Annotated in this window: 17 protein-coding genes; 8 read left to right on the plus strand and 9 right to left on the minus strand. The window is 70.8% G+C overall.

The window, feature by feature from the left end; genetic code table 11:
• Window positions 1–88: 88 nt before the first annotated feature.
• On the minus strand, window positions 89–973 hold the full coding sequence (locus WAB15_RS00465; RefSeq protein ID WP_407284833.1) for an alpha/beta fold hydrolase: 885 nt from the start codon (window positions 971–973) through the stop codon (window positions 89–91).
• The gene (locus WAB15_RS00470) at window positions 970–1,401 is read right to left on the minus strand and encodes a helix-turn-helix domain-containing protein (RefSeq protein ID WP_399149213.1); all 432 of its coding nucleotides are present in this window, start codon (window positions 1,399–1,401) and stop codon (window positions 970–972) included. The genes WAB15_RS00465 and WAB15_RS00470 overlap by 4 nt, the downstream gene beginning before the upstream one ends.
• A gap of 316 nt (window positions 1,402–1,717) precedes the next feature.
• Between WAB15_RS00470 and WAB15_RS00475 the strand changes: the two genes are divergently transcribed.
• The 3 genes from WAB15_RS00475 (at window position 1,718) to WAB15_RS00485 (ending at window position 4,753) form a co-directional block, all read left to right on the plus strand.
• Entirely contained in the window at window positions 1,718–2,944 is a 1,227-nt protein-coding gene (locus tag WAB15_RS00475; RefSeq protein WP_399149212.1) for a beta-ketoacyl-[acyl-carrier-protein] synthase family protein, read from the plus strand.
• 248 nt (window positions 2,945–3,192) lie between these two features.
• Window positions 3,193–4,434 (plus strand): SDR family oxidoreductase, encoded by a 1,242-nt coding sequence (locus WAB15_RS00480; protein WP_407284834.1) that lies wholly within the window; start codon window positions 3,193–3,195, stop codon window positions 4,432–4,434.
• A complete protein-coding gene (locus WAB15_RS00485; RefSeq protein ID WP_407284835.1) occupies window positions 4,427–4,753 on the plus strand; it encodes an acyl carrier protein in 327 nt (108 codons plus the stop codon). Before WAB15_RS00480 ends, WAB15_RS00485 begins: the two co-directional genes overlap by 8 nt.
• Window positions 4,754–4,777: 24 nt before the next feature.
• Here the strand turns inward: WAB15_RS00485 and WAB15_RS00490 are convergent, their stop codons facing one another.
• Window positions 4,778–7,129 (minus strand): MMPL family transporter, encoded by a 2,352-nt coding sequence (locus tag WAB15_RS00490; protein ID WP_407284836.1) that lies wholly within the window; start codon window positions 7,127–7,129, stop codon window positions 4,778–4,780.
• A gap of 205 nt (window positions 7,130–7,334) precedes the next feature.
• On the opposite strand from WAB15_RS00490, the gene WAB15_RS00495 reads away from it, so the two are divergent.
• Window positions 7,335–7,763, plus strand: coding sequence for a hypothetical protein (locus WAB15_RS00495; RefSeq protein WP_407284837.1), 429 nt, complete (start codon window positions 7,335–7,337; stop codon window positions 7,761–7,763).
• On the opposite strand, the gene WAB15_RS00500 is transcribed toward WAB15_RS00495, so the two are convergent.
• The 4 genes from WAB15_RS00500 to WAB15_RS00515 form a co-directional block, all read right to left on the minus strand.
• On the minus strand, window positions 7,714–8,040 hold the full coding sequence (locus tag WAB15_RS00500) for an ArsR/SmtB family transcription factor (protein WP_407284838.1): 327 nt from the start codon (window positions 8,038–8,040) through the stop codon (window positions 7,714–7,716). The genes WAB15_RS00495 and WAB15_RS00500 overlap by 50 nt on opposite strands.
• A 618-nt stretch (window positions 8,041–8,658) precedes the next feature.
• A complete protein-coding gene (gene hemC, locus WAB15_RS00505) occupies window positions 8,659–9,594 on the minus strand; it encodes a hydroxymethylbilane synthase (protein ID WP_407284839.1) in 936 nt (311 codons plus the stop codon).
• A gap of 280 nt (window positions 9,595–9,874) precedes the next feature.
• Entirely contained in the window at window positions 9,875–11,386 is a 1,512-nt protein-coding gene (gene proP / locus WAB15_RS00510; RefSeq protein WP_407284840.1) for a glycine betaine/L-proline transporter ProP, read from the minus strand.
• Window positions 11,387–11,720: 334 nt separating this feature from the next.
• Entirely contained in the window at window positions 11,721–12,428 is a 708-nt protein-coding gene (locus tag WAB15_RS00515) for a class F sortase (RefSeq protein WP_399149204.1), read from the minus strand.
• A gap of 255 nt (window positions 12,429–12,683) precedes the next feature.
• Here WAB15_RS00515 and WAB15_RS00520 point away from each other — a divergent pair, with 255 nt between their 5' ends.
• The gene (locus tag WAB15_RS00520) at window positions 12,684–13,556 is read left to right on the plus strand and encodes a hypothetical protein (RefSeq protein WP_407284841.1); all 873 of its coding nucleotides are present in this window, start codon (window positions 12,684–12,686) and stop codon (window positions 13,554–13,556) included.
• Between the two features lie 826 nt (window positions 13,557–14,382).
• Here WAB15_RS00520 and WAB15_RS00525 read toward each other — a convergent pair.
• Window positions 14,383–15,108 (minus strand): Mut7-C RNAse domain-containing protein, encoded by a 726-nt coding sequence (locus tag WAB15_RS00525; RefSeq protein ID WP_399149202.1) that lies wholly within the window; start codon window positions 15,106–15,108, stop codon window positions 14,383–14,385.
• Between the two features lie 343 nt (window positions 15,109–15,451).
• On the opposite strand from WAB15_RS00525, the gene WAB15_RS00530 reads away from it, so the two are divergent.
• The 3 genes from WAB15_RS00530 (at window position 15,452) to WAB15_RS00540 (ending at window position 19,015) form a co-directional block, all read left to right on the plus strand.
• Window positions 15,452–16,741, plus strand: a complete 1,290-nt coding sequence (locus WAB15_RS00530; RefSeq protein ID WP_399149201.1) for an ATP-binding protein — start codon at window positions 15,452–15,454, stop codon at window positions 16,739–16,741.
• A 253-nt stretch (window positions 16,742–16,994) separates the two neighbouring features.
• Complete coding sequence (locus WAB15_RS00535; RefSeq protein WP_407284842.1) at window positions 16,995–18,191, plus strand: cytochrome P450; 1,197 nt, start codon at window positions 16,995–16,997, stop codon at window positions 18,189–18,191.
• A 122-nt stretch (window positions 18,192–18,313) separates the two neighbouring features.
• Window positions 18,314–19,015, plus strand: a complete 702-nt coding sequence (locus WAB15_RS00540) for a bleomycin resistance protein (RefSeq protein ID WP_407289129.1) — start codon at window positions 18,314–18,316, stop codon at window positions 19,013–19,015.
• Between the two features lie 75 nt (window positions 19,016–19,090).
• Here WAB15_RS00540 and WAB15_RS00545 read toward each other — a convergent pair whose 3' ends face one another.
• Window positions 19,091–19,855 (minus strand): chitinase, encoded by a 765-nt coding sequence (locus WAB15_RS00545; protein WP_399149199.1) that lies wholly within the window; start codon window positions 19,853–19,855, stop codon window positions 19,091–19,093.
• Between the last annotated feature and the right edge of the window lie 29 nt (window positions 19,856–19,884).

A 19,884-nucleotide genomic window follows, 5' to 3' on the forward strand; every position in this document is an offset into this window, starting at 1 on the left:
GACTCCGCGTTCGGGATCGAGGCGACCGCCGGCCACTCAGGAGCCAACTCCGGACGTGTCGCCGAACAAGCTGCCGCATTCGGCGAGTTCAGCGGGCCGGCTGCTCATTTCCGTCGCATTCCTCGACGGCCGGCCGGTCACGGAGGAACTCCAGGACGGAATCGGTCTGGCCGAGGATCGCGTGCCCGACCTCCGGCAGGACGTTCACGGTCGCGTGCGGGACGCACCGTCGCACAAGCCGGGCGGTGCCCTCGGAGTCGAACATGGCATCGCGGCCACCGACCATCACCAGTACGGGCATGGTCAGGCGACGCAACACATCGTCGGAGAACCGGGGCAGCTGCTCCGTACGCGGCTTGAAGTGCAGGAAGGTCAGCGCCACGGAATCGAGGATGTGCCCGACATCCGGCGACTCCAGGCCGGCCACGGACGCGACCGACCGGCGCACCCCCGAGCGTCCCCATGGGGGCAGCAGCAGGGCCTTGACCAGCCAACCCATCTTCTGCCGCCCCAGGCCACCGGGGCACAGCAGGGCCAGCCGCGTCACCCGCTCCGGTCGGCGGGTGGCGTAGTCCAGCGCCACCCAGCCGCCGAGGGACGACGCGACGACGGAGGCGCTCGTGATCCCCAGTCCCGCGAGCACATCGTCCAGCCACAGCGCGCAGGCGTCGGAGGACAGCGGCGGACGGGAGGGCGCGCTCAGCCCCGGCTCACCTATGAGGTCGACGGCGTAGGTGCGGAAGTGCCGTGCCCAGGAGGCGATGTCGTCCCGCCACATCATCGCGTTCGCCCCCGAGCCATGGAGCAGCAGCAGGGGCGGTGCGTCCTTTGGGCCGGAGACGACGACAAAGGTCTCGCCCTCGCGGGTCGGCACCCGCACCTCCTCGGCGGGGACCGGCCAGGTGCGCAGCCCCTCCTGATAGTGGCGCCGGAGCTCGCGCTCGCCGGCCTCGGACTTGTAGATCGCGCTCATGACGCGAGGACCCCTTCCATATAGGTGAACAGCCAGGCCGTGTCGGCCAGGCCGCCCAGGACGATGACCTTCATCCGCGCTCTCTCCTTGTCGTAGGCCGTCTCGATCCGCAGGGGCCCGTCACCTGGGCGGCGGTTGGCGGCCGAGGCCGTCAGCAGGGTGGTCAGCCGGTGGGCCATCGTGGCGTCGATCGCGTCGATCTCCACGATGCTCGACACCTCGGTGTGCCGAGACCGTCCAGCCGCGGCATCCGGGGGCTCGGGCACCGAGCGGCCGGTGAACGCCTCCAGATCCTCGTGCGCGATCCGGTACTGCTTGCCGATGCGGACCGCGGCGAGCCGCCCGTCCCGCACGTAGTTGCGGACGGTGCGTACGTGCAGGCCCAACCGTTCGGCGACTTGCTCCACGGAGTACAGATGATCACTCATGAAAATACCTTAACTTCCCCTACCAAGGGAAACAATAAGGAAGTTTGAGGAATCTGACGGGGTGACAGGGAGTCGAGGCTGGGCGGGTGTCGCGGAGACGTGCCGCCAGAAAGGCCGGAACCCCGGCGCCAGGCGTGCGGGCTTCGGCGCGGCCCGCATCCGCTCCGCACCCGTCCGCCTCCGCGCCGGTTCGTCGGAACCTGCTGCGCCGCTCGGGCTACCGCGCGGCTCGGCGTCACCGAGGACGGGCACCGACTGCCGATACTGACGGGATGCCGGGAATCGCTGGGGCAGGTGTGCTGGTGGTGGGGGCCGGATGAGCGCGCGGGATGTGGCCGTGACGGGGTTGGGGCTGGTCACGCCCGCGGGCGTGGGGGTGGCGGCGACCTGGCAGGGGGTGCTCCGCGGAACGTCGAACGCGGTGCGCTGTCCGGCGCTCGACGGCCTGCCGGTGGACTTCTGCTGCCGGGTGCCCGACTTCGATGCGGACCAGCGCCTGGGACGGCGGCTGTCCTGGCGGCTCGACCGGTGTGCCGCGATGGCGCTGGTGGCGGCCCGTGAGGCGGTGGCGGATGCCGGCCTGGGCGCGGGGAGCTGGGATCCGGTCCGGGTGGGTGTCGTCCTGGGGGTCGGCACGGCGAGCATGGAGCGCTACGAGGAGGAGTTCGCCAAGATCTCCGGCGGGCGGGCCACCGAGATCTCGCCGTTGGCCATTCCACGCAGTGTGCCGAACATGGTCGCCGGCGAGGTGGGGATGGATCTACGAGTGCGCGGGCCGAATCTGACGGTCAGTACGGCGTGCGCCTCGGGGGCGACGGCTCTGGGCACCGCCCGGCAACTCCTGCTCGCCGATGCCTGCGATGTCGTGGTGGCGGGCGGCAGCGAATCGCTGTGCAGCCGCATTCCGGCGGCGTGCTTCCATCAGATGGGTGCGCTCTCGCGCCGCGGCGACGATCCCGCCGCCGCCTCCCGCCCCTTCGACGCCGACCGCGACGGGTTCGTCCTCGGCGAGGGCGCCGGGGTGCTGGTCCTGGAGCGGCTGGAGCACGCGCGTGCCCGGGGATCCCGCATCCGGTCCTATCTGGCGGGGTACGGGGCGTCCTGCGACGCCTACCACTTCACCTCACCGCACCCGGAAGGGCGGGGAGCGGCAGAGGCGCTGGCGGTCGCTCTGGATGACGCCGGGCTGGAGCCGGGGGACGTCGCGCACGTCAACGCCCATGGCACGGCGACGGTGTTGAACGACCGAGCCGAGGCATCGGCGTTGCGCCAGGTGTTCCGCCGCCCGCCGCCGGTGACCGCGGTGAAGGGTGCGCTGGGGCATGCGGCCGGCGGCGCGGGAGCGATCGAGGCGGCCTGCACGGTGCTGTCCCTGGAGGATCAGGTGGTCCCCCCGACGGCGAATCTGCACCGGCTGGATCCGGAGATCGAGCTGGATGTGGTCAGCAAGGCGCCGCGACCGGTGCGGATGACGGCCGCGGTGAGCAATGCGTTCGGGTTCGGCGGGCAGAACGCGGTGCTGGTGCTCCGCTCGGCACCCTGAGGCGGGTCGGGGCGAACGGGGACGACGACCGACGGCAGCGGCGGCAGCAGCAGCAGCGGTTTGCGACGGTGAGTTCACGCGAATGCGCGCCTTTTCGCCCGTGCGCCAGTATGCCCGCCTTCTGACACTCCGACATACTGCAATGTACGGCGCATAAATAGGAAAATCATCCGTTGCGTGAGTGTGGTGGTGTGTGGCGCGGCCGAGCGGCCGGGCCGCGGCCGGCACACGATCGAAGGAGTGATTCGTTGATCACGGTCACCGGTGCCACCGGCTTCCTCGGAGCGCATCTGCTCGCCGGGCTGCTCCGCAGGGACGACCGCCCCGTCAGCGCTCTCGTACGGGATGATCCGGGCACGGCCCGGGAGCGATTGCTGCGGGCGGTGCGCAGTACGGGTGCCCGGTGGGATGCCGCCGACTTCCATCGGCGGGTCACGCCCGTACGGATCGAGCTGGCCGCGCCCCGGCTCGGCCTCTCCGCCGAGGACCACCGCGCGCTGGCCCGGCGGACACAGGAGCTATGGCACTGCGCCGCGGACACCAGCCCGACGGGCCCGACCACGGCGCTGCACCGGGCCAACGTGGCGGGCACCGAGCACGTCCTGCAACTGCTGGACGCCGGTGCGCGCAGCACGCGGCTGTTCCACGTCAGCACCGCGTTCGTCGCCGGCGAGCGGCGCGAGGGAACCGTGTTCGAGGACACCCTGGAGGAGGGGCGGTTCGGGTTCGCCACCTCGTACGAGGAGTCCAAGTTCCGTGCCGAGGCGCTGGTCCGCGGCTGGGCGCAGGAGCGGGGCCGGCCGGTAGTGGTCATGCGGCCGGGTGTGCTGGTGACGGACCGGCCCGTCGCGCCGGGTGAACCTCGCCACTGGTTGGCGGTCCAGGCCGCGCGGGCCGGTGTCCTCGGGCGGCAGGACCCCTCGCACGTACTGCGGGCGGCCGGCCTGTCTCCCGACGACATCCGCCTCCCCTATACGGCGCGGATGCCGGGCCGGCCCGATGCCGTGGTCAATCTGCTGCAGGTGGACTGGGCGGCGGCCGCGATGCTGCGGTGCGCCGACGCCCGCCTCCCGGAGCAGCCACGGCCGGCGAGCGGGCCGAACGGCCAAGGCGACCAAGGCGGCCTGGTGGCGACGTACCACCTGACGCACCCTCACGACTATCCGGTCCAGGAGCTGCTGCGGATCGCCCTGGAGCCGTGCGACTGGCTCGACTTCGCGCTGGATCCGGATCTCGCGCCGGAGGACGTCCGGCCGCTGGAGCGGTTCCTCATGCGACTTGCCGCCGGGCTGACGCCGTACTGGTGGGCCCGGCGCCGCTACGACCGCACTCGTCTGGACGCGGCCACACCCGGTCTGGAACCGCCGGCGGAACTGTCGGCGCAGTATGTGCGGTCGGGCATGGCGGCGTCCGCGCCGCTGTCCTGTTCATCCGCCGGCGCTGCACCCGCCGGCGCGGCAAGGAAGGGAGCCGTGACGGCTCATGTCTGAACTCGTGTCTGATCCCGTATCCGATGTCGCAGCTGATCGCGTATCCGACCCCACGTCTGCCCCAGGCTCTGATTCCGGTGCCTATGCCGAGATCTGTGCGGTCCTGACGGAGACGTTCGGTGTCGAACCCGATGCGCTTCGGCCGAGCACGACGTTCCAGGAACTCGACCTCGACTCGCTCGCGCTCCTGGAGTTCGCCCTGGTGATGGGCGAGCGGCTCGGCGTGAGCGGCGGGGACGCCGATCTGCGTCCGGCCATGACGCTCCGGGAGGCGAGCGCCCTCGTGGAGTCGCTCCGGTCGCATTCCGACCACAGGTGAGCAGGCCATTCCGGGCGGCCCGCGTCACCCGAGGCGACCGGCGGCGTTCCGGTCCGTAGCCGTGGGCTCTGTAGTTGACGGCACCTCGCCGGCCGCGCCCTCCGGGGCGGTGGCCCGTCCTCGGCGTGAGCGGATACGGGCGGGTGCCCACCAGTTGGCGCGCCCGGCGAGGCGCATCACGGACGGTACGAGCACACCGCGTACCAGCGTGGCATCGACCACCACGGCCAGCGCGAGGCCGAATCCCAGCTCCTTCAGCAGCAGCACCCCTGAGGAGGCGAGTGCGCCCATGGCCACCGCCACGGTGAGTGCGGCCGCCGTGAACAGCCGGCCGGTCCGGGCGATGCCGTGCACGATCGAGGCGGTGGTGTCTCCGGTGATCCGCCAGTGCTCCTGGATTCGGGAGAGCAGAAACAGCTCGTAGTCGACGGAGAGGCCGAACGCCACGCTGAACAGCAACAGCGGAATGGTCATGTCCAGCGTGCCGGTGGTGGCGAAGTCGCCCACCAACCACCGCAGATGCCCGTCCTGGAAGACGAAGACGATGCCGCCGAGAGCCGCGGTGAGGCTCAGGCCCGCCACCGCGACCACCTTCAGCGGGATGACGACACTGCGGGTGAACAGGAACAGCACCGTCATGGTTCCCACGGCGATCAGCGCCGCGGCCAGCGGCAGCCGGCTCAGCAACGCGCCGCGGGCATCGACGACCTGCGCGGCCCAGCCGGCCAGGTGCGCGGGGCCGGGTGACGGCAGCTCGCGGACCGCGCGCACCACATCGGCCGCGCGCTCGGACTGCGGATCCGGCGTCATCGTCAGCCTCACCACGGTCCCGCGCTCCCCTCTGCCGGGCGAGGCCGCAGGCGGCCGGGGACGGGCTCTCGGCGCCGCGGCCCCCGCCGCCCCGGCCGGGCGTGCCCAGGCCACCCTCCCGCCGTCCGCGTAGCGTCCCGTCACCGTCGCCGCGCCGCGCACACCGGGCAGCGCGGTCAGCCTCCTGGCGTAGGCGTCCAGTTCCGCCCTGTCGGCGACCGGATCGGCCCTCGGAAGCACGACGGCCAGGGAGCGCTCCCCGGAGGTCGGCCACTCCCGGTGGATGAGTTCCCCCGTCGTCCGGGCCTCGGCGCCGCCGGGCAGGATCCGCTCGTCGGCAAGCCCCAGCCGGCCGTGGCCGAACGGCAGCACCAAGACCGCCAGCAGTACCAGGCAACCCGCTCCCCACCACAGCGGGCGCCGGGTGACCGCCGTGGCCACCGCACGCCACAGTGGGCTGGCCGCGCCGATCGTCGGCGCCGGTACCCACCGCAGACGCCCGAACGGATCCAGCGAAGCGACCCCCGGCCCCCAGCACGCCAGTACGGCCGGCAGTACGACCACCGCGGTCAGCGCCGCCAGCAAGGCCACCGCCATCCCCGCGTACGCCATGGAGCGCAGGAAGGAGAAGGGGAACACCAGCAGCGCCGCCAGGGCGGCGGTCACCGTGCCGGCCGACACCGCGACCGTACGGCCGGCCGTTGCCACGGTGACCCGCGCGGCCTCCGGCGGCGCCAGCCCCCGAGCCCGCTCCTCGCGGAACCGGGCGACGATGAACAGCGCATAGTCCACCGCGAGCCCGAAGCCCAGTGCCCCGATGAGGTTGACGGCGAACACCGAGACGTCCGTGACGGCGGTGAGCACCCGCAGCACCGCCAGCGCGCCGACCGCCGACAGTCCAGCCACCACGACCGGCAGCAGCGCCGCCACCAGTGACCGGAATGCCACGGTCAGGATCGCGAAGGTCAGCGGGGCCGCGATCAGCTCCGCCCGCACCAGGTCCGTACGCGCCTGCCCGGTGGACTGCGCCAGGCTCCAGGCGGGCCCGCCGGCCCGGATCTCGAAGGGGCCGCCCCGTGGGGTGTAGTGCGGCACCAACCGCTGGGCCGTGCGGGCCGTGTCGGTCTCGCTGCCGTCCAGATCGACGTATACGAGGGCGGAGCGGCCATCGGTCGAGGGCGGCGCCTCGTCCGCCGCGGTCCAGTAGGAGCGTGCCCGGGACACTCCACGCTCGGCCGCCAGCCGCTCCGTGATACGGCGTCCCGCCCTCTGCGCCGCCGGGCTGTCGAGCGAGAGCCGGGCGGATTTCAGGTGGAGTACCAGGAACAGTTCCGGCCGGTCGGCCCCGTAGCGAGCGGCCCAGGTCTCGGCCCGTGCGGAGGGCGTCCCCGACGCGGCGAACCCTCCGACGGAGAGCCGCTCGCCAAGTCCCAGCGCCACCCAGCCGAGCAGCACGCACAGTATCCCGGCCGTGATCAGCACCCGCCGCGGATACCGCACACCCCAGTCGCCGAACGAGCGCTCCGGCCGCCGACCGCTGTCGCCTCCGCTGCATTCCCTCCGCATCCGGCCATGTTCCAGCCACACCCCGGACGGCGTGACATGACGCGCCGCCAGAGGACCACTGGAACAGGCCGGAACAGTACAGCGTGGAGCAGATGGGCGGTCGCCACGGGCCACGACGACGCGTCGCGATCGGCGTCGCCCTGGCAGACTCCCCGTCCAGAATCGACAAGTTGACCGATTCACCGGTCCAAGAGGAGGACCCTTCGTGGGAGAGACGCTGTACGTGCGGTTTCAGGGGACCACGCGCAGTCCGCACGGACACTTCCCCGGGATTTTCGCCCTCGCCAACGGCCTCGCCCGCGACGGCAGGCTCACCGACGAGCAGTACCGGTTCTGGCGCGCGGGCAACGACTGGTACGACACCCACTTCACCAACCCCTCCGACGTCGATCCCACCGTCTACGACCGCGATCTCAACCCGGGGGCGGTGGCCTGGTTCAAGGCCACCGCCGTGCACCTCCTCGAACGGGCGGAGGGCTACCTCGATCTGCTCGCCCAGCATGAAGTGCCGTGCAAGCGGGTCGAGTCCACCGACCCGGGACGGGTCATCTACGAGGACGACGAGCAGGTCGTGGTGGTACCCGTCACCCCGCTTCCGGATCACCCCGCAGCAGCGCCTCGCCCAGCGACCTGAGGGTGTGGTGCACGCTCCCGCCCGTGCGGTTCGAGGCGATCAGTCCGGCCTCGCGGAGTATCGCGGTGTGGTGGGTCGCCGTGGCCGGCGAGACGTTCAGCCGGCGGGCCAGTTCGGAGGTGGTGCAGCCGGCGGCGACGAGTTCCAGCGCCGCCGCTCGGGTGTGCCCCAGCAGGGCGGCGCACGGGCCCTTCGCACCGGTCCGTGCGCGGTCGTCGCCGTCGGTGTGCGCCCAGTCGGGGCTGCGCTCGACGGGGTACACCAGGACCGGCGGCAACTGCGGATCCCTCTACCCATAGCGGTACTTGGCGGGAGCGGGAAAGCCGCGCGAGGTCGGTGCGGAGCCGGCTGCGCGGCGTGGCCGCGAGGTCCTGGAGGCCCTCCTCCAGGCCGACGGCCGAGGAATCGGGCGTGAGGAAGTCGGGGCTGTAGCCGCGTGGTGGCGCGAGGGCGAGCAGCCCGCGGATCCGGCCGTCGAGCCGCGGCAGGGTCCGCTGCCGCCAGCGGGCGAACGCCGGCGCGCCACAGCGGGTCTGTAGGAGGTGCAGGCTGAGCAGGACCTCCCACAGCGGGTCGGGCCGTTCGGCGATATGCGTCCTGGCGAGATCTTCCAGGCTGAAGTGAATGCGCACGGCCATCCGTGCTCCCCCGTTCCCCCGGTCACAGGTCACCGCTGGTCGGCGGTGACCCATCGGTTTTCAGCCTACGACCTGACTCTTCCCGGTCAAGGAAACGGTCGAGGAAGCAGTCGGGAAGCAGTAAGGAACCGATGTCACGCGTCGATGGCCGGGCGTGGACGGGGTGCGAGCAGGGGTGCGGTCCTACGCGATGCCGGGAACGGCAGGGCGTGGGGTCCCCTCGGGCCCGGTTTCCCGGGCCCGGCGGGCGGGTGACTTCAGTGCGCGATGCCGTCGATCAGCTCACGCGCGCCCTGCCGCAGCAGGGCGACCGCCACGGACGTCCCGAGCGTCTCCGGGGTGAGCGGACCGGCCCATTCGTGCGCGTTGAGGACCGTCTTGCCGTCCGGGGTGAAGACGCAGGCCCGCAGGGAGAGTTCACCGCGCCGGTCGGTGGTGGCGTAGCCGGCGATCGGGCTGTTGCAGTGACCTTGCAGGACGTGCAGCAGCATGCGCTCGGCGGTGGTCTCCTGGTGCGTCTGGGGGTGGCCCAGACCGCTCACGGCGTCGATGGTCTCGGTGTCGCCCTCGCGGCACTGGAGCGCCAGCACGCCCGCGCCGACGGGCGGGCACATCTCGTCCACGGACAGGATCTCGGTGATCACATCCGTACGGCCGATGCGCTCCAGCCCCGAGACCGCCAGCAGCAGCGCATCCGCGTCACCGGCCGCGAGCTTCTCCATGCGGCGGTTGGCGTTGCCGCGCATCGGCACGCACTGCAGATGCGGGTGGAAACCGGCGAGCTGGGCGATCCGACGGACCGACGAGGTGCCGATCCGGGTGCCCGCAGGAAGTTCGTCGAGGTTGAGCCCACCCGGGTGGATCAGGGCGTCACGGACGTCGTCGCGCTTCAGGAAGGCGGCGAAGGTCGTGCCGGCCGGCAGCGGGCGGTCGCCGGGGATGTCCTTGACGCAGTGCACCGCGAGGTCCGCCTCACCGGCCAGGAGGGCGGCGTCGACCTCTTTGGTGAACGCCCCCTTGCCCTCGACCTGGGAGAGCGCGCCCATCCAGCGGTCGCCGGTCGTCTTGACCGGGATGACCTCGGTGGCGATGCCGGGATGGAGCGCGCCGAGTTCGGCGCGGACGCGCTCCACCTGGGCCAGGGCCATCGGCGAGTCGCGGGAGACGATGCGAATCAGTTCTGGGGCGGACATGCGCCCACGATAGACCGTCAGGTCCACGCCACGGTCACCAGCAGGCCCCCGCACCTGACCAGTTGGCGAAGGGACGCGAACTCCGCCGATCGGGGACCGTCCGCCCCTGATCCCCCGGGCCGGCTCTGGTTCCCGCCCCTTGCGCCGACTGGGTGAGCGGGCGTCAGGCCGGGGCCACCGAGCGCGGCGGGCGGCCGGTCGTCTTCCGTGCCGGACCGGCGGGTAAGGGCGGGCGGTCGCCCTCGGTGTCGGGCCGGCCGGCACGGCGCACCCGCCCTCCTCAGTGCCGCGCCCACGGGTGCCGCAGTCGGATCCAGACGTCCCTGGCCCGCCGCCCCGCCTCGGCGCGGCTCCTGGCGACCAGTTGGTGGGCCTGCTCCTCGGTCTCCACCATCGGGCCGGAGCCACGCAGCGGCTTGCCCGCCGTCTCGTGGAGGAAGAAGGTCGCGATCAGCCCGATCACCCCGGCGGCCATCAGGTAGTAGGCGGGGATCATGTCGCTGCCGGTCGCCTGCACCAGCGCGGACACGAACAGGGGCGTCGTACCGCCGAAGAGCGAAACCGAGATGTTGAAGGAGATGGACAGGGCTCCGTAGCGCAGCCGGGTCGGGAACAGCGCGGGCAGCGTGGAGGCGGAGGTGCCGGCGAAGCACACCAGCAGGAGCCCCAGGATCAGGCAGCCGAAGGCCGGTGCCAGGATGCCGCCGACGCGGATGAGGAGCACCGCGGGCACCGCGAGGGCGATCAGGGCGGCGCTGCCCGCCATGAAGACGGGCCGGCGACCCCATCGGTCGGAGGTACGGCCCACCGTGGTGATGGTGAGCGCCACGACGATCATGGTGCCGAGTACGAGCAGCTGGGCGGTGAGGGCGTCCTCGCCAAGGGTCTCGGTCATGAACGTCGGCAGATACGACGTCACCATGTAGTTGGTGACGTTGTAGAGCAGCACCAGGCCCATGCAGATCAGCACCGCCTGCCAGTGCCGGGTGAAGATCTCCTTCAGCCGGCCCCGGCCGGACTGCCGGGCCTCCTCCACCGGGTCCTGGCCGCCCGCGGCGCGGACCTCCTCCGCGTCGTGGTGGGCCTGCTCCGCCTCACGCTGGAAGGCCGGGGTCTCCTCCAGCCGTAGTCGCATGTACAGACCGATCAGCCCCAGCGGGCCGGCGACCAGGAACGGCAGCCGCCAGCCCCAGTCCACCAGGCCGTCGTCGCCGAGCACGGCCGTGAGGACGGTCACCAGTCCGGAGCCGAGCGAGTAGCCGACGAAGGTGCCGAAATCGAGCCAGCTGCCGAGGAATCCGCGCCGGGTGTCCGGAGCGTATTCGGCGATGTATGTGGTCGCTCCGGCGTATTCGCCACCGGTGGAGAAGCCCTGCACCAGTCGGCAGATCAGCAGCAGAATCGGTGCGGCGAAGCCGATGGTGTTGTAAGAGGGCAGAAATCCGACGGCGAAGGTACTGGCCGCCATCATGATCATGGTGGCGGCCAGTACCCGCTGGCGCCCGATACGGTCGCCCAGCGGTCCGAATACCAGGCCACCGAGCGGCCGGACGAGAAACGCCGCCGCAAATGTGGCGAACGTCGAGACCACCTGGACCCCGGGCGAGCTCGACGGAAAGAACACTTTGCCCAAGGTGCCCGCGAGATAGGCGTAGACACCGAAGTCGAACCACTCCATGGTGTTGCCCAGCGCGGCCGCCGATACCGCCCTTCGCACCGCGGGTCGATCGGTGACCGTCACGTCCTCGGCGCTCAGCGGCCGCTTGCGGCGGCGCAGCAGAACGCGGAGCATCCGATCGGTGGCGGCGGTACCTCCACGAGCCGGTTTCCGGCCCGTTCGTGGATTCGACGGTCCCTGGCCTCCGGCGCTCATTTCATCCCGTCAGCAGAGTGGATGCGGTACCTCATGAAATGCGAAGTCAGCGATGGCTCATCTCATTATTCCCCTTATTCCCCGGGTATTCCGTATAGAGAGAAGGACCGGTGCGCCGCGTGTCGCCTCCCTTCAGGCCGTCTCCCTTCAAGCGGTATGGCGATGCCCAGGCCGGCGGGGTGCCGGCCTGGGCCTGTTCGGTTGCACCTGTGCGGAATCGAGGTACGGCCTCCGGGTGCGAAACGGAGTTATGTCAGGCGTGTCTGTACGAGGAAAGGTGGGCGAAGACCACCACGTTGTCGACGTAGTCCCTGACCTTCCTGTCGTATGCACCGCCGCAGGTGATCAGCCTGAGCTGGGCGCTCGAAGAGTCGGCATAGACCCGGTCGTTGGGGAACCGCGACTTGTTGAAGGTCTCGACGGAGTCGACCTTGAAGGTCGCGACCATGGCGTCCTCGCGGGTGATGTTGATCGTGCTGCCGGGCTTGAGCGATTCGAGTTGCATGAACACCGCCGGTCCGGTCTTGGTGTCCACATGTCCGGCGACGATCGACGAGCCACGCTCACCCGGCGTCGCACCGTCCTTGAACCAACCCACGAGGTTCCTGTTGCCTGCGGGCGGTGCGTCGAGCTGGCCGGTCGCACCGATACCCAACTGGGTGAAGGGCGCGTCGACCGCGATCGCCGGAATCGTCAGTCGCTTCGGCAAGGAGCGGGGCAGAGCCAGACCGGCGGACTGATCGGCGGGGGCGGTCGCCCTGGGAGAGGCGGAGGCGGCGACGGCGGTGGAGGACTGCGGCTTGGGATCTGCCGAGGTGTCCACGGAGTTGTAGACGAGGAGGGAGCCCAGCAGAAACGCCGCCGCGGACCACAGCAGACCGCGGCCGACAGGGCGGGTCGCGGAGACGGCGGTGCGGGGTGGGTTCGTGTTCGGCTGGGGCGGCGACTGCTGGGCGGTCATGTGAGGGTGCCTTTCGTGAACGGGGCGGCGGCGAGGCGTGAAGGGGAAGCGGAACGCAATCGCCGCGGCCACCGTCCACGAGGAACGGTGGCCGCGACGGCGCAGCGGCCTCCGTACGGGGCAGCCTTGTCAGGCCGCCGCGGAGCCCGAGGCGTTACGACGGCGCAGCATGTAGGCACCGGCACCAAGACCACCGAGCATCAGCACCGAGCCGGCTGCCAGGCCACTGTTGGTCGCCATGCCACCGCCACCGGTGTGGATGCCACCGTGCGGCTTGCGGTGGTCGCCGTAGCCGCCTCGACCGTGGTCGCCGTAGCCACCTCGGCCGTGGTCGCGTCCGTAGCCGCCACCGTCACGGCCACCATCGCGTCCGTAGCCGCCACCGTCACGGCCACCATCGCGTCCGTAGCCGCCACCATCGCGGCCGTGGTCCCGGCCGCCGCCACGGCCGTGGTCGTCGTCATCCCAGTCGTTCACCACGGTCTTGGCCAGGAAGCCACCGCCGGTGTGCACCCCACCGCTCGGACGGTGCCAGTGGCAGTAGCGGCCGTGGCCACGGCCACCATCGCGCCCGTAGTCGCGGCCGTGGTCACCATCGCGGCCCTTGTCACGACCGTTGTCGCGGCCACCATCGCGGCCATTGTCACGACCACCATCGCGGCCATTGTCACGACCACCATCGCGACCATTGTCACGACCGTTGTCGCGGCCACCATCGCGGCCGTTGCCCCGGCCATTGTCACGACCGCCGTCGCGACCGTTGTCACGACCGTTGTCACGACCGTTGTCGCGGCCGTTGTCGCGGCCGTTGTCGCGGCCGTTGTCGCGGCCGTTGTCGCGGCCGTTGTCGCGGCCGTTGTCGCGGCCGTTGTCACGACCGCCGTCGCGGCCATGGTCACGCCCGTCGCGGCAGTGCCTGTCGCGGTCGTGGTCGCTGGAGGAGGAACCACCCGCGGCGTTGTCCTCCGTGATCATGGCATGTGCGGCTGGTGCAGAGATTGCAAGGACCGCCGTGATGGCGGCCGAAGCGAACAGTGTGCGAGCAGTGCGCATGAGGACATGTTCCTTTCGGCACGACTGCGAAGGCTGACTGTTTGTCGGCACATCGGAATCGCAGTAGCGACGTGATCACCGTCAGCCGAATCGGGGCCCCGCACCACCGGAGAACGTCGCATTCGAGGGAGCCCCTGGGCTCTTCGGGTGGCGGAAGGCAGCGAATTCACCCGTTGGATGGCGCGCGTCGTCGGCGTGTCGCGCAACGAGTGGGCTAAAGGGGTTCCAAGCCGCCTCCGAGGCGGCGCGATGCCCGCCGAAGGACCGCTCCGGACGACGCGCTCGGCGACACGCCGAGGGCTTTGCCGGCGTGCCCCCGCCATGTTCGGCGCCCTCGGGCGGACGCCGGCAGGGGGACTCCGGCAGTACGCAGGTGGGAGGCGCTCCCGTATGGCACGGGGTCGGTATGAGGGGGCTACCGCGGTCGGTATGGGGATCGGCATGGGCACCTGCATTCAAACCCGGCGGCCTCGCCCAGCCGAGAGAGCCGCTCCGCTGCCCGGCCAGCGTCCGCCGGGGCCTGAACTCACCTCAAAACAGTGCCCTTTTACGAGCAACCGCCAGCCAGCACACTCCTCACCTGATGAGCAATCAGCTTCCTTCGATACAGGGATCCATCAGCCGGCGAACTCCCAAAACGCCTTTGCTGACACGCAATTGGAACAGCAAGGGACACGCGCCCTCATCGCAACGGAATGGACGCACGGACGGATACACCGACACATGGCCGTCGACGCATCACCGGCGGCACCTCCCCTCCTCCCCATCCCCCGCTCCTCCTCAAAGGACCGACATTCGTCACCCGGATTGAGGAATTCCTACGACCGACCGGACGCGCCGGTATGCGGCGGCCCTCGATGCTTCACAGGAAGCACCGAGGGCCGCCGTTTCGCCCCGCCGCTCAGGTGGCGCTGTCCCTGAGCGCCTTTTCCACGATCGCCTCCAGCCGGGAGTGGTGAGCGCCGCGCCAGTAGACGCGGCCGCACGAGGTGCACTGCGCGAAGACGTCGTACGTACGCTGAGTGCCGTGCTCGAGGTGCTCGCGGACCGAGTCCTTGTCGGCGTCTGCCAGCGGCCCGTTGCAGGCGGTGCAGCGCGTCCATGGGGCGAGCGTGGGGGCGAAACGCTCCAGTACGTCCCGGAGTTGGTCATCGGGCCGGTCGCTGTAGATGAACGCGCCCGCCCAGATCTCCCGGCGGCGCAGCAGACCGCGGTCCCGGGAGAGCAGCACACGCTGTTCCTTCGCCGAGAGCGCGGCCAGCGCCGCATCGCCGGGGTCCTCGTTCGTGTACGTCGCGTCGACGCCGAGCAGCCGCAGCCTGCGCGCGAGCGTGCCGAGGTGGACATCGAGCAGGAACCGCAGCGGCGCGCCGGGGACCTGCTGCGGGCGCTCGACGCCGTAGACCTCGATGCTCTCGCCCGCGCCGGGGATGTGGGAGGCGGAAGCCTCCGTGCCGTCCACGACGAACCGTCCGACCTCGGTGAGTGGGACGCCCAGCGACTCCACGACATGGCCGAGCGTCGACGCCCCGTCGGTCACCACGGGAGTACGGGCGGCGCTGCGCTCTGCCGCAAGGAAAAGGTGCAGCTCAGGGGCGAAGCTGAAGGGGATTACGGGTCCGTTCACGCCGGACAGCATGTCATCGCGCGGCCCGGCCCAGCCAGTGGATTCCCGCCCGTCACAGGCGGGCCGGGCAGGCTCTCGGGCGTCCCACGGCCCCTGCCGTCCCTCGGCAGCGGGCCGTCGACTCCATGGACGGCGACCGCTCCGCTCGACGGGCAGGCGGGCACCTCCGTCGGCGGCTCACCGCAGCCCTCGGGAGATCCGCCGCGCCGGATCTGGCTACATACGGACCGTAGCGGTCCGCGCCCCGGATTGTGCAGGGTGGAGCAGGCCCCGCTCCCCCGCCGCCCCTAGCCTCACTGCCACCACATCACCACCATCACCATCACCACGAGGGGCGGTACCGGTGAACTGGCTCATCCACGACTACCGCGAGAAGGATCTCGCCGAAGTGGTCCACCTGATCGACTCCACCGCCGAGCTCGGCCAGGAGTCCGTCTTCTCGCTCGCCGAGTGCATCGGCGCGCTGACCTCGCGGCAACCCGCCGTAGTGGCCGTCCACCAGGGTGCGCCCATCGGGGCCGCGCTCGCGTGCGTGGCGGGTGAGCGGGGCTGGGTCATGCGGATCGCGATCTCGTCGGCGTGGCGCGGCCGGGGGCTGGCGAGCGCGCTGCTGGTCGAGCTGGAGCGGCGACTGATCGCCGCCCGGGTCAGCCGCATCGCCTACGTACTGCCGGAGGAGGACCTGCTCGGCGAGGGCCTGCTCAACGCGGGCTATACGCGCCAGCCGGCGGTGGCCTACTTCGAGAAGGTCGAGCCGCACCACGGGCCCGCGGCGAGCCTCCTGGAGGACCTCGGCGGACGGTTCCTGCCCGCCGATCTGTGGGCCAAGGTGGCCGGCATGGAAGCGGAGAAGGACCTGATCGAACGGCGTGTCGTGCTGCCGCTGGCGGAGCCGGAGCGGGCCGCCCGACACGGGGTCCGGCCGCCGCGGGCGATCGCCCTGTTCGGCCCGCCGGGGACCGGGAAGACCACCTTCGCGCGGGGCATCGCCGCCAAGCTCGGCTGGCCGTTCGTCGAGCTGCTCCCGTCCCGGCTGGCCGATGAGGGCAATCTCGCGGCGGCGCTGCGCAGCGCGTTCGCCCGGATCGCGGAGCTGGAGCGGGTGCTCGTCTTCATCGACGAGGTCGAGGAGATCGCGCCGGTCCGCAACGAGCCCGCCCAGCCGGGCGGACTGCACGGTGTGACCAACGAGCTGCTCAAGCTGATACCCGGCTTCCGGGAGCGGGACGAACGGCTGCTGGTGTGCGCGACCAACTCGATCCGCTCGCTGGACCCGGCGTTCCTGCGCCCCGGCCGGTTCGACTACCTGATCCCGATCGGTACGCCGGACACGGCGGCCCGCTCCGCGATCTGGTCCCGGTACACGGACGGCCGGGCCGATGTGGATGTGACGGCGCTGGTGGCGGCCAGCGAGCTGTTCACCCCGGCCGATATCGAACACGCCGCCCGTGTGGCGGCCCAGGCCTCGTTCGAGCGGGACCTGGAGGCGGTCGGTGTCGGCTCGGCGCTGCACGGGCGGCTCGGGGCGAGCACCGAGGACTACCTCGCCGCCATCGCCCAGTGCCGGCCGACCGTCACCCCCGCGATGATCGACGAGTTCAGCGCGGACATCACCGCCCACGCCCGCTGCTGACGAGCGGCGCCGCCGCCCTGCCACTCCAGAGGCAACCACACCTGCAACGGGGACCGCGTCCCGAACGGCGACCGCATCCGGCACGACCACCGCATCCGGCACGACGACAGAGCGACGGCCGCGCACTGCATGCGGAGGACATGACGCGATGCGGCTCCTCCGCCGGGCGGATGCCGGCACCAACCGGTGTACGTACGGTGCTGAAGAGAGCCGGGCGACGGACTTCGTCGGAATTCGAGAGAGCGGGCAAGGCATGCGGGACATCGTCGATCTGGGCGCCTTCGGTGCGGACTTCACCGCGGACCCCTACAAGTACTACGCCAAGCTGCGCGCCCAGGGGCCGGTGCACCGTGTACGTATCCCTGATGGGCCGGAGACGTGGCTGGTCGTCGGACACGAGGCGGTCAGGACCGCGCTCACCGACCCCCGCATCAGCAAGAACTGGCGCGGGTCCGGCCTGCTGGGCGAGACGGGCGACGAATCGGCACTGTTCACGAACATGCTGGACGCGGACCCGCCGCACCACACCCGCCTGCGGAAGCTGGTGGCCAAGGAGTTCACGACTCGCCGTGTGGAGGCGCTCCGGCCGCGGGTGCAGCAGATCACCGATGAGCTGCTCGATACGATGCTCGCCGCGCCGGACGGCCGGGCCGATCTCGTGGCGGCGCTCGCCTTCCCGTTGCCGATGACCGTCATCTGCGAGCTCCTCGGCGTTCCCAGCATCGACCGGGAGGCGTTTCGCCGCTGGTCGAACGAGCTGGTGGCGCCGACGAGTGACGAGGCGGTGCAGGCGGCGTCCCTCGCGGTGTCCGAGTACCTGGTCGATCTCATCGAAGCCACGCGCAACAGCCCCGGCGACGGCCTGCTCAGTGCTCTGATCCGCACCAGCGACGAGGACGGCGACCAGCTCTCCCGCGAGGAGGTGGTCGGCACGGCGTTCCTGCTGCTGGTCGCCGGCCATGAGACGACCGTGAGCCTGCTGTCCAACGGCGTGCGCGCCCTGCTGCAGCACCCCGAACAACTGGCCGCCCTCCGGGCCGACTACTCGCTCCTCGACAACGCCGTGGAGGAGATGCTCCGCTACGACGGCCCGGTGGCCACGGCCACTTGGCGCTTCACCACGGAGCCGACCGACATCGCCGGTACGCGGATCCCCGCCGGCGAGAACGTGCTGGTCGCCCTGGCCTCAGCCTCCCGGGACCGCGAACGCTTCGCGGCCCCCGACGACTTCGACATCACCCGCGACGCCCGCGGCCACGCCGCCTTCGGCCATGGCATCCACTTCTGCCTCGGAGCCCCGCTGGCCCGTCTGGAGGCACGCATCGCCATCCGGTCCCTTCTGGAGCGCTGCCCCGACCTCGCGATGGACGCCGACCCCGACGCCCTGACCTGGCGCGCCGGAATGCTCATCCGGGGAACGGAGCAGTTGCCGGTGCGCTGGAAGGCGTAGGCAGGCGGCCGCCGCCCCCTCCCCTGACGGCGGCCACGCTCCTCCTCCCTCCCCCTTCCTGCCCCCCTTCCTGCCTCTAGTCAACTTTGACTAGAATTCGAGATGTGACAGATGTGAGCGACATCAGCGAAAAGACCATCCCGATCCTGCCGTGCCGCACTCTCCAGCCCGTGCTCGACTTCTACGGCGCCCTTGGCTTCGAGGTGACGTTCCAGCAGAAGAGCCCCAATCCCTACGCGGCCGTCGAACGCGGCGGCATCCATCTCCAGTTCTTCGGGATGAAGCACTACGACCCGGCCGGATCATTCAGCACGTGCTACGTCCGAACCCATGACGTCGACGGCCTGTACGAGGCATTCAGGACCGGCCTCAAGGCGGCGTACGGGAGACTCCCGACCCGCGGGCTACCGCGCATCGGACCGCTGAGGGACACCACGTACGGCACCCGGCAGTTCCTCATGTCCGATCCGGGCGGCAACTGCCTCCGCATCGGGCAGCAGACGAGCGAGGACCCACGCCACCGGCCCGCGCCCAGGGAAACCTTCGCTCGGGCCCTTCACCATGCGTCCCTCTTCGCGGACTCGAAGGAGGACCTGGCCAGGGCCGCCAAAATCATCGATCGGGCACTGACCCTTGAGGACGAGCGCCCCACCCCTGTGCAGCTACTGCAGCTCCTGATCCTGCGCGCGGACACCGCCCGGCGCCTGGGCGACGAGGAGATCGCGGCGTCCGCACTGCGCGAGGCCGCCGCGATCCGCCTCACCACCGAGGAACGACACTCGGTCCGCGACGACCTCATGCGCCTTGAGGAGCTGCGGGCTTAGGACCCATCCGACGAGCCCAGGGCCCATCCGACGGACCTGGGCCCTATCCGACGAGCCTGGGACCTCGGCTGCGGTTCAGCAGCTGAGGTTGTCGCCGGGCGTGGTCCCCAGGATCTGCACAAAGCTCTTGTAGCTGTTGATGCGGCTCTGCACCTGACCGGGATTGCCGCCGTTGCATTCCAGGGAGCCGTTGATGCTGCGAATGGTCTCGCCGAAGCCGGCGCCGGTGACCATCGCCTGGTGCGGGGTCATGGTGCCCGGGCCGGTCTGGGTGTTCCAGTACCAGAGCGCGGTCTTCCAGGCGACGGCGGGATCCTGCTCCACCAGATAGGGATTGTTCAGCAGGTCGATGCCCAGCGCATCACCCGCCGCCTTGTAGTTGAAGTTCCAGCTGAGCTGGATCGGTCCACGCCCGTAGTAGGCGGCCTGACCGGCCGGGCATCCGTACGGCTGGGTGGCATCGCAGTAGTGGGGGTAGTTGCCGGTGTTCTGCTCCACCACGTAGACGAGGCCGCCGGTTTCATGGCTCACGTTCGCGAGGAAGGCCGCGGCCTCCTGGCGCTTCACGGTGTCGCTGCCGGTGTTCGCGAACTCCGGGTAAGCACTGAGCGCGGCGGTCAGACCGCTGTACGTGTAGAACGGATTCCGGTTCGGGAACATCTGGTTGAACTGCGCCTCGCTGACGACGAATCCCTCGGCCCGCGTCTCGGCGCCGGCCGGGGCCGCGGCGCACGAGGAGGAGCAGCTCGCCGTGGCTGCCGCGGTCGAGGTCGGCACAACGAGGGCGACACCGGCAGCCAGGGCGGCGGCGCTCAGCAGCGCAGCGGTACGAGATCTCATGGCAGGACTCCTTCGAGCGCGGCCGGCCG

The organism is Streptomyces sirii (genome assembly GCF_045690365.1).
Lineage (GTDB): Bacteria > Actinomycetota > Actinomycetes > Streptomycetales > Streptomycetaceae > Streptomyces > Streptomyces sirii.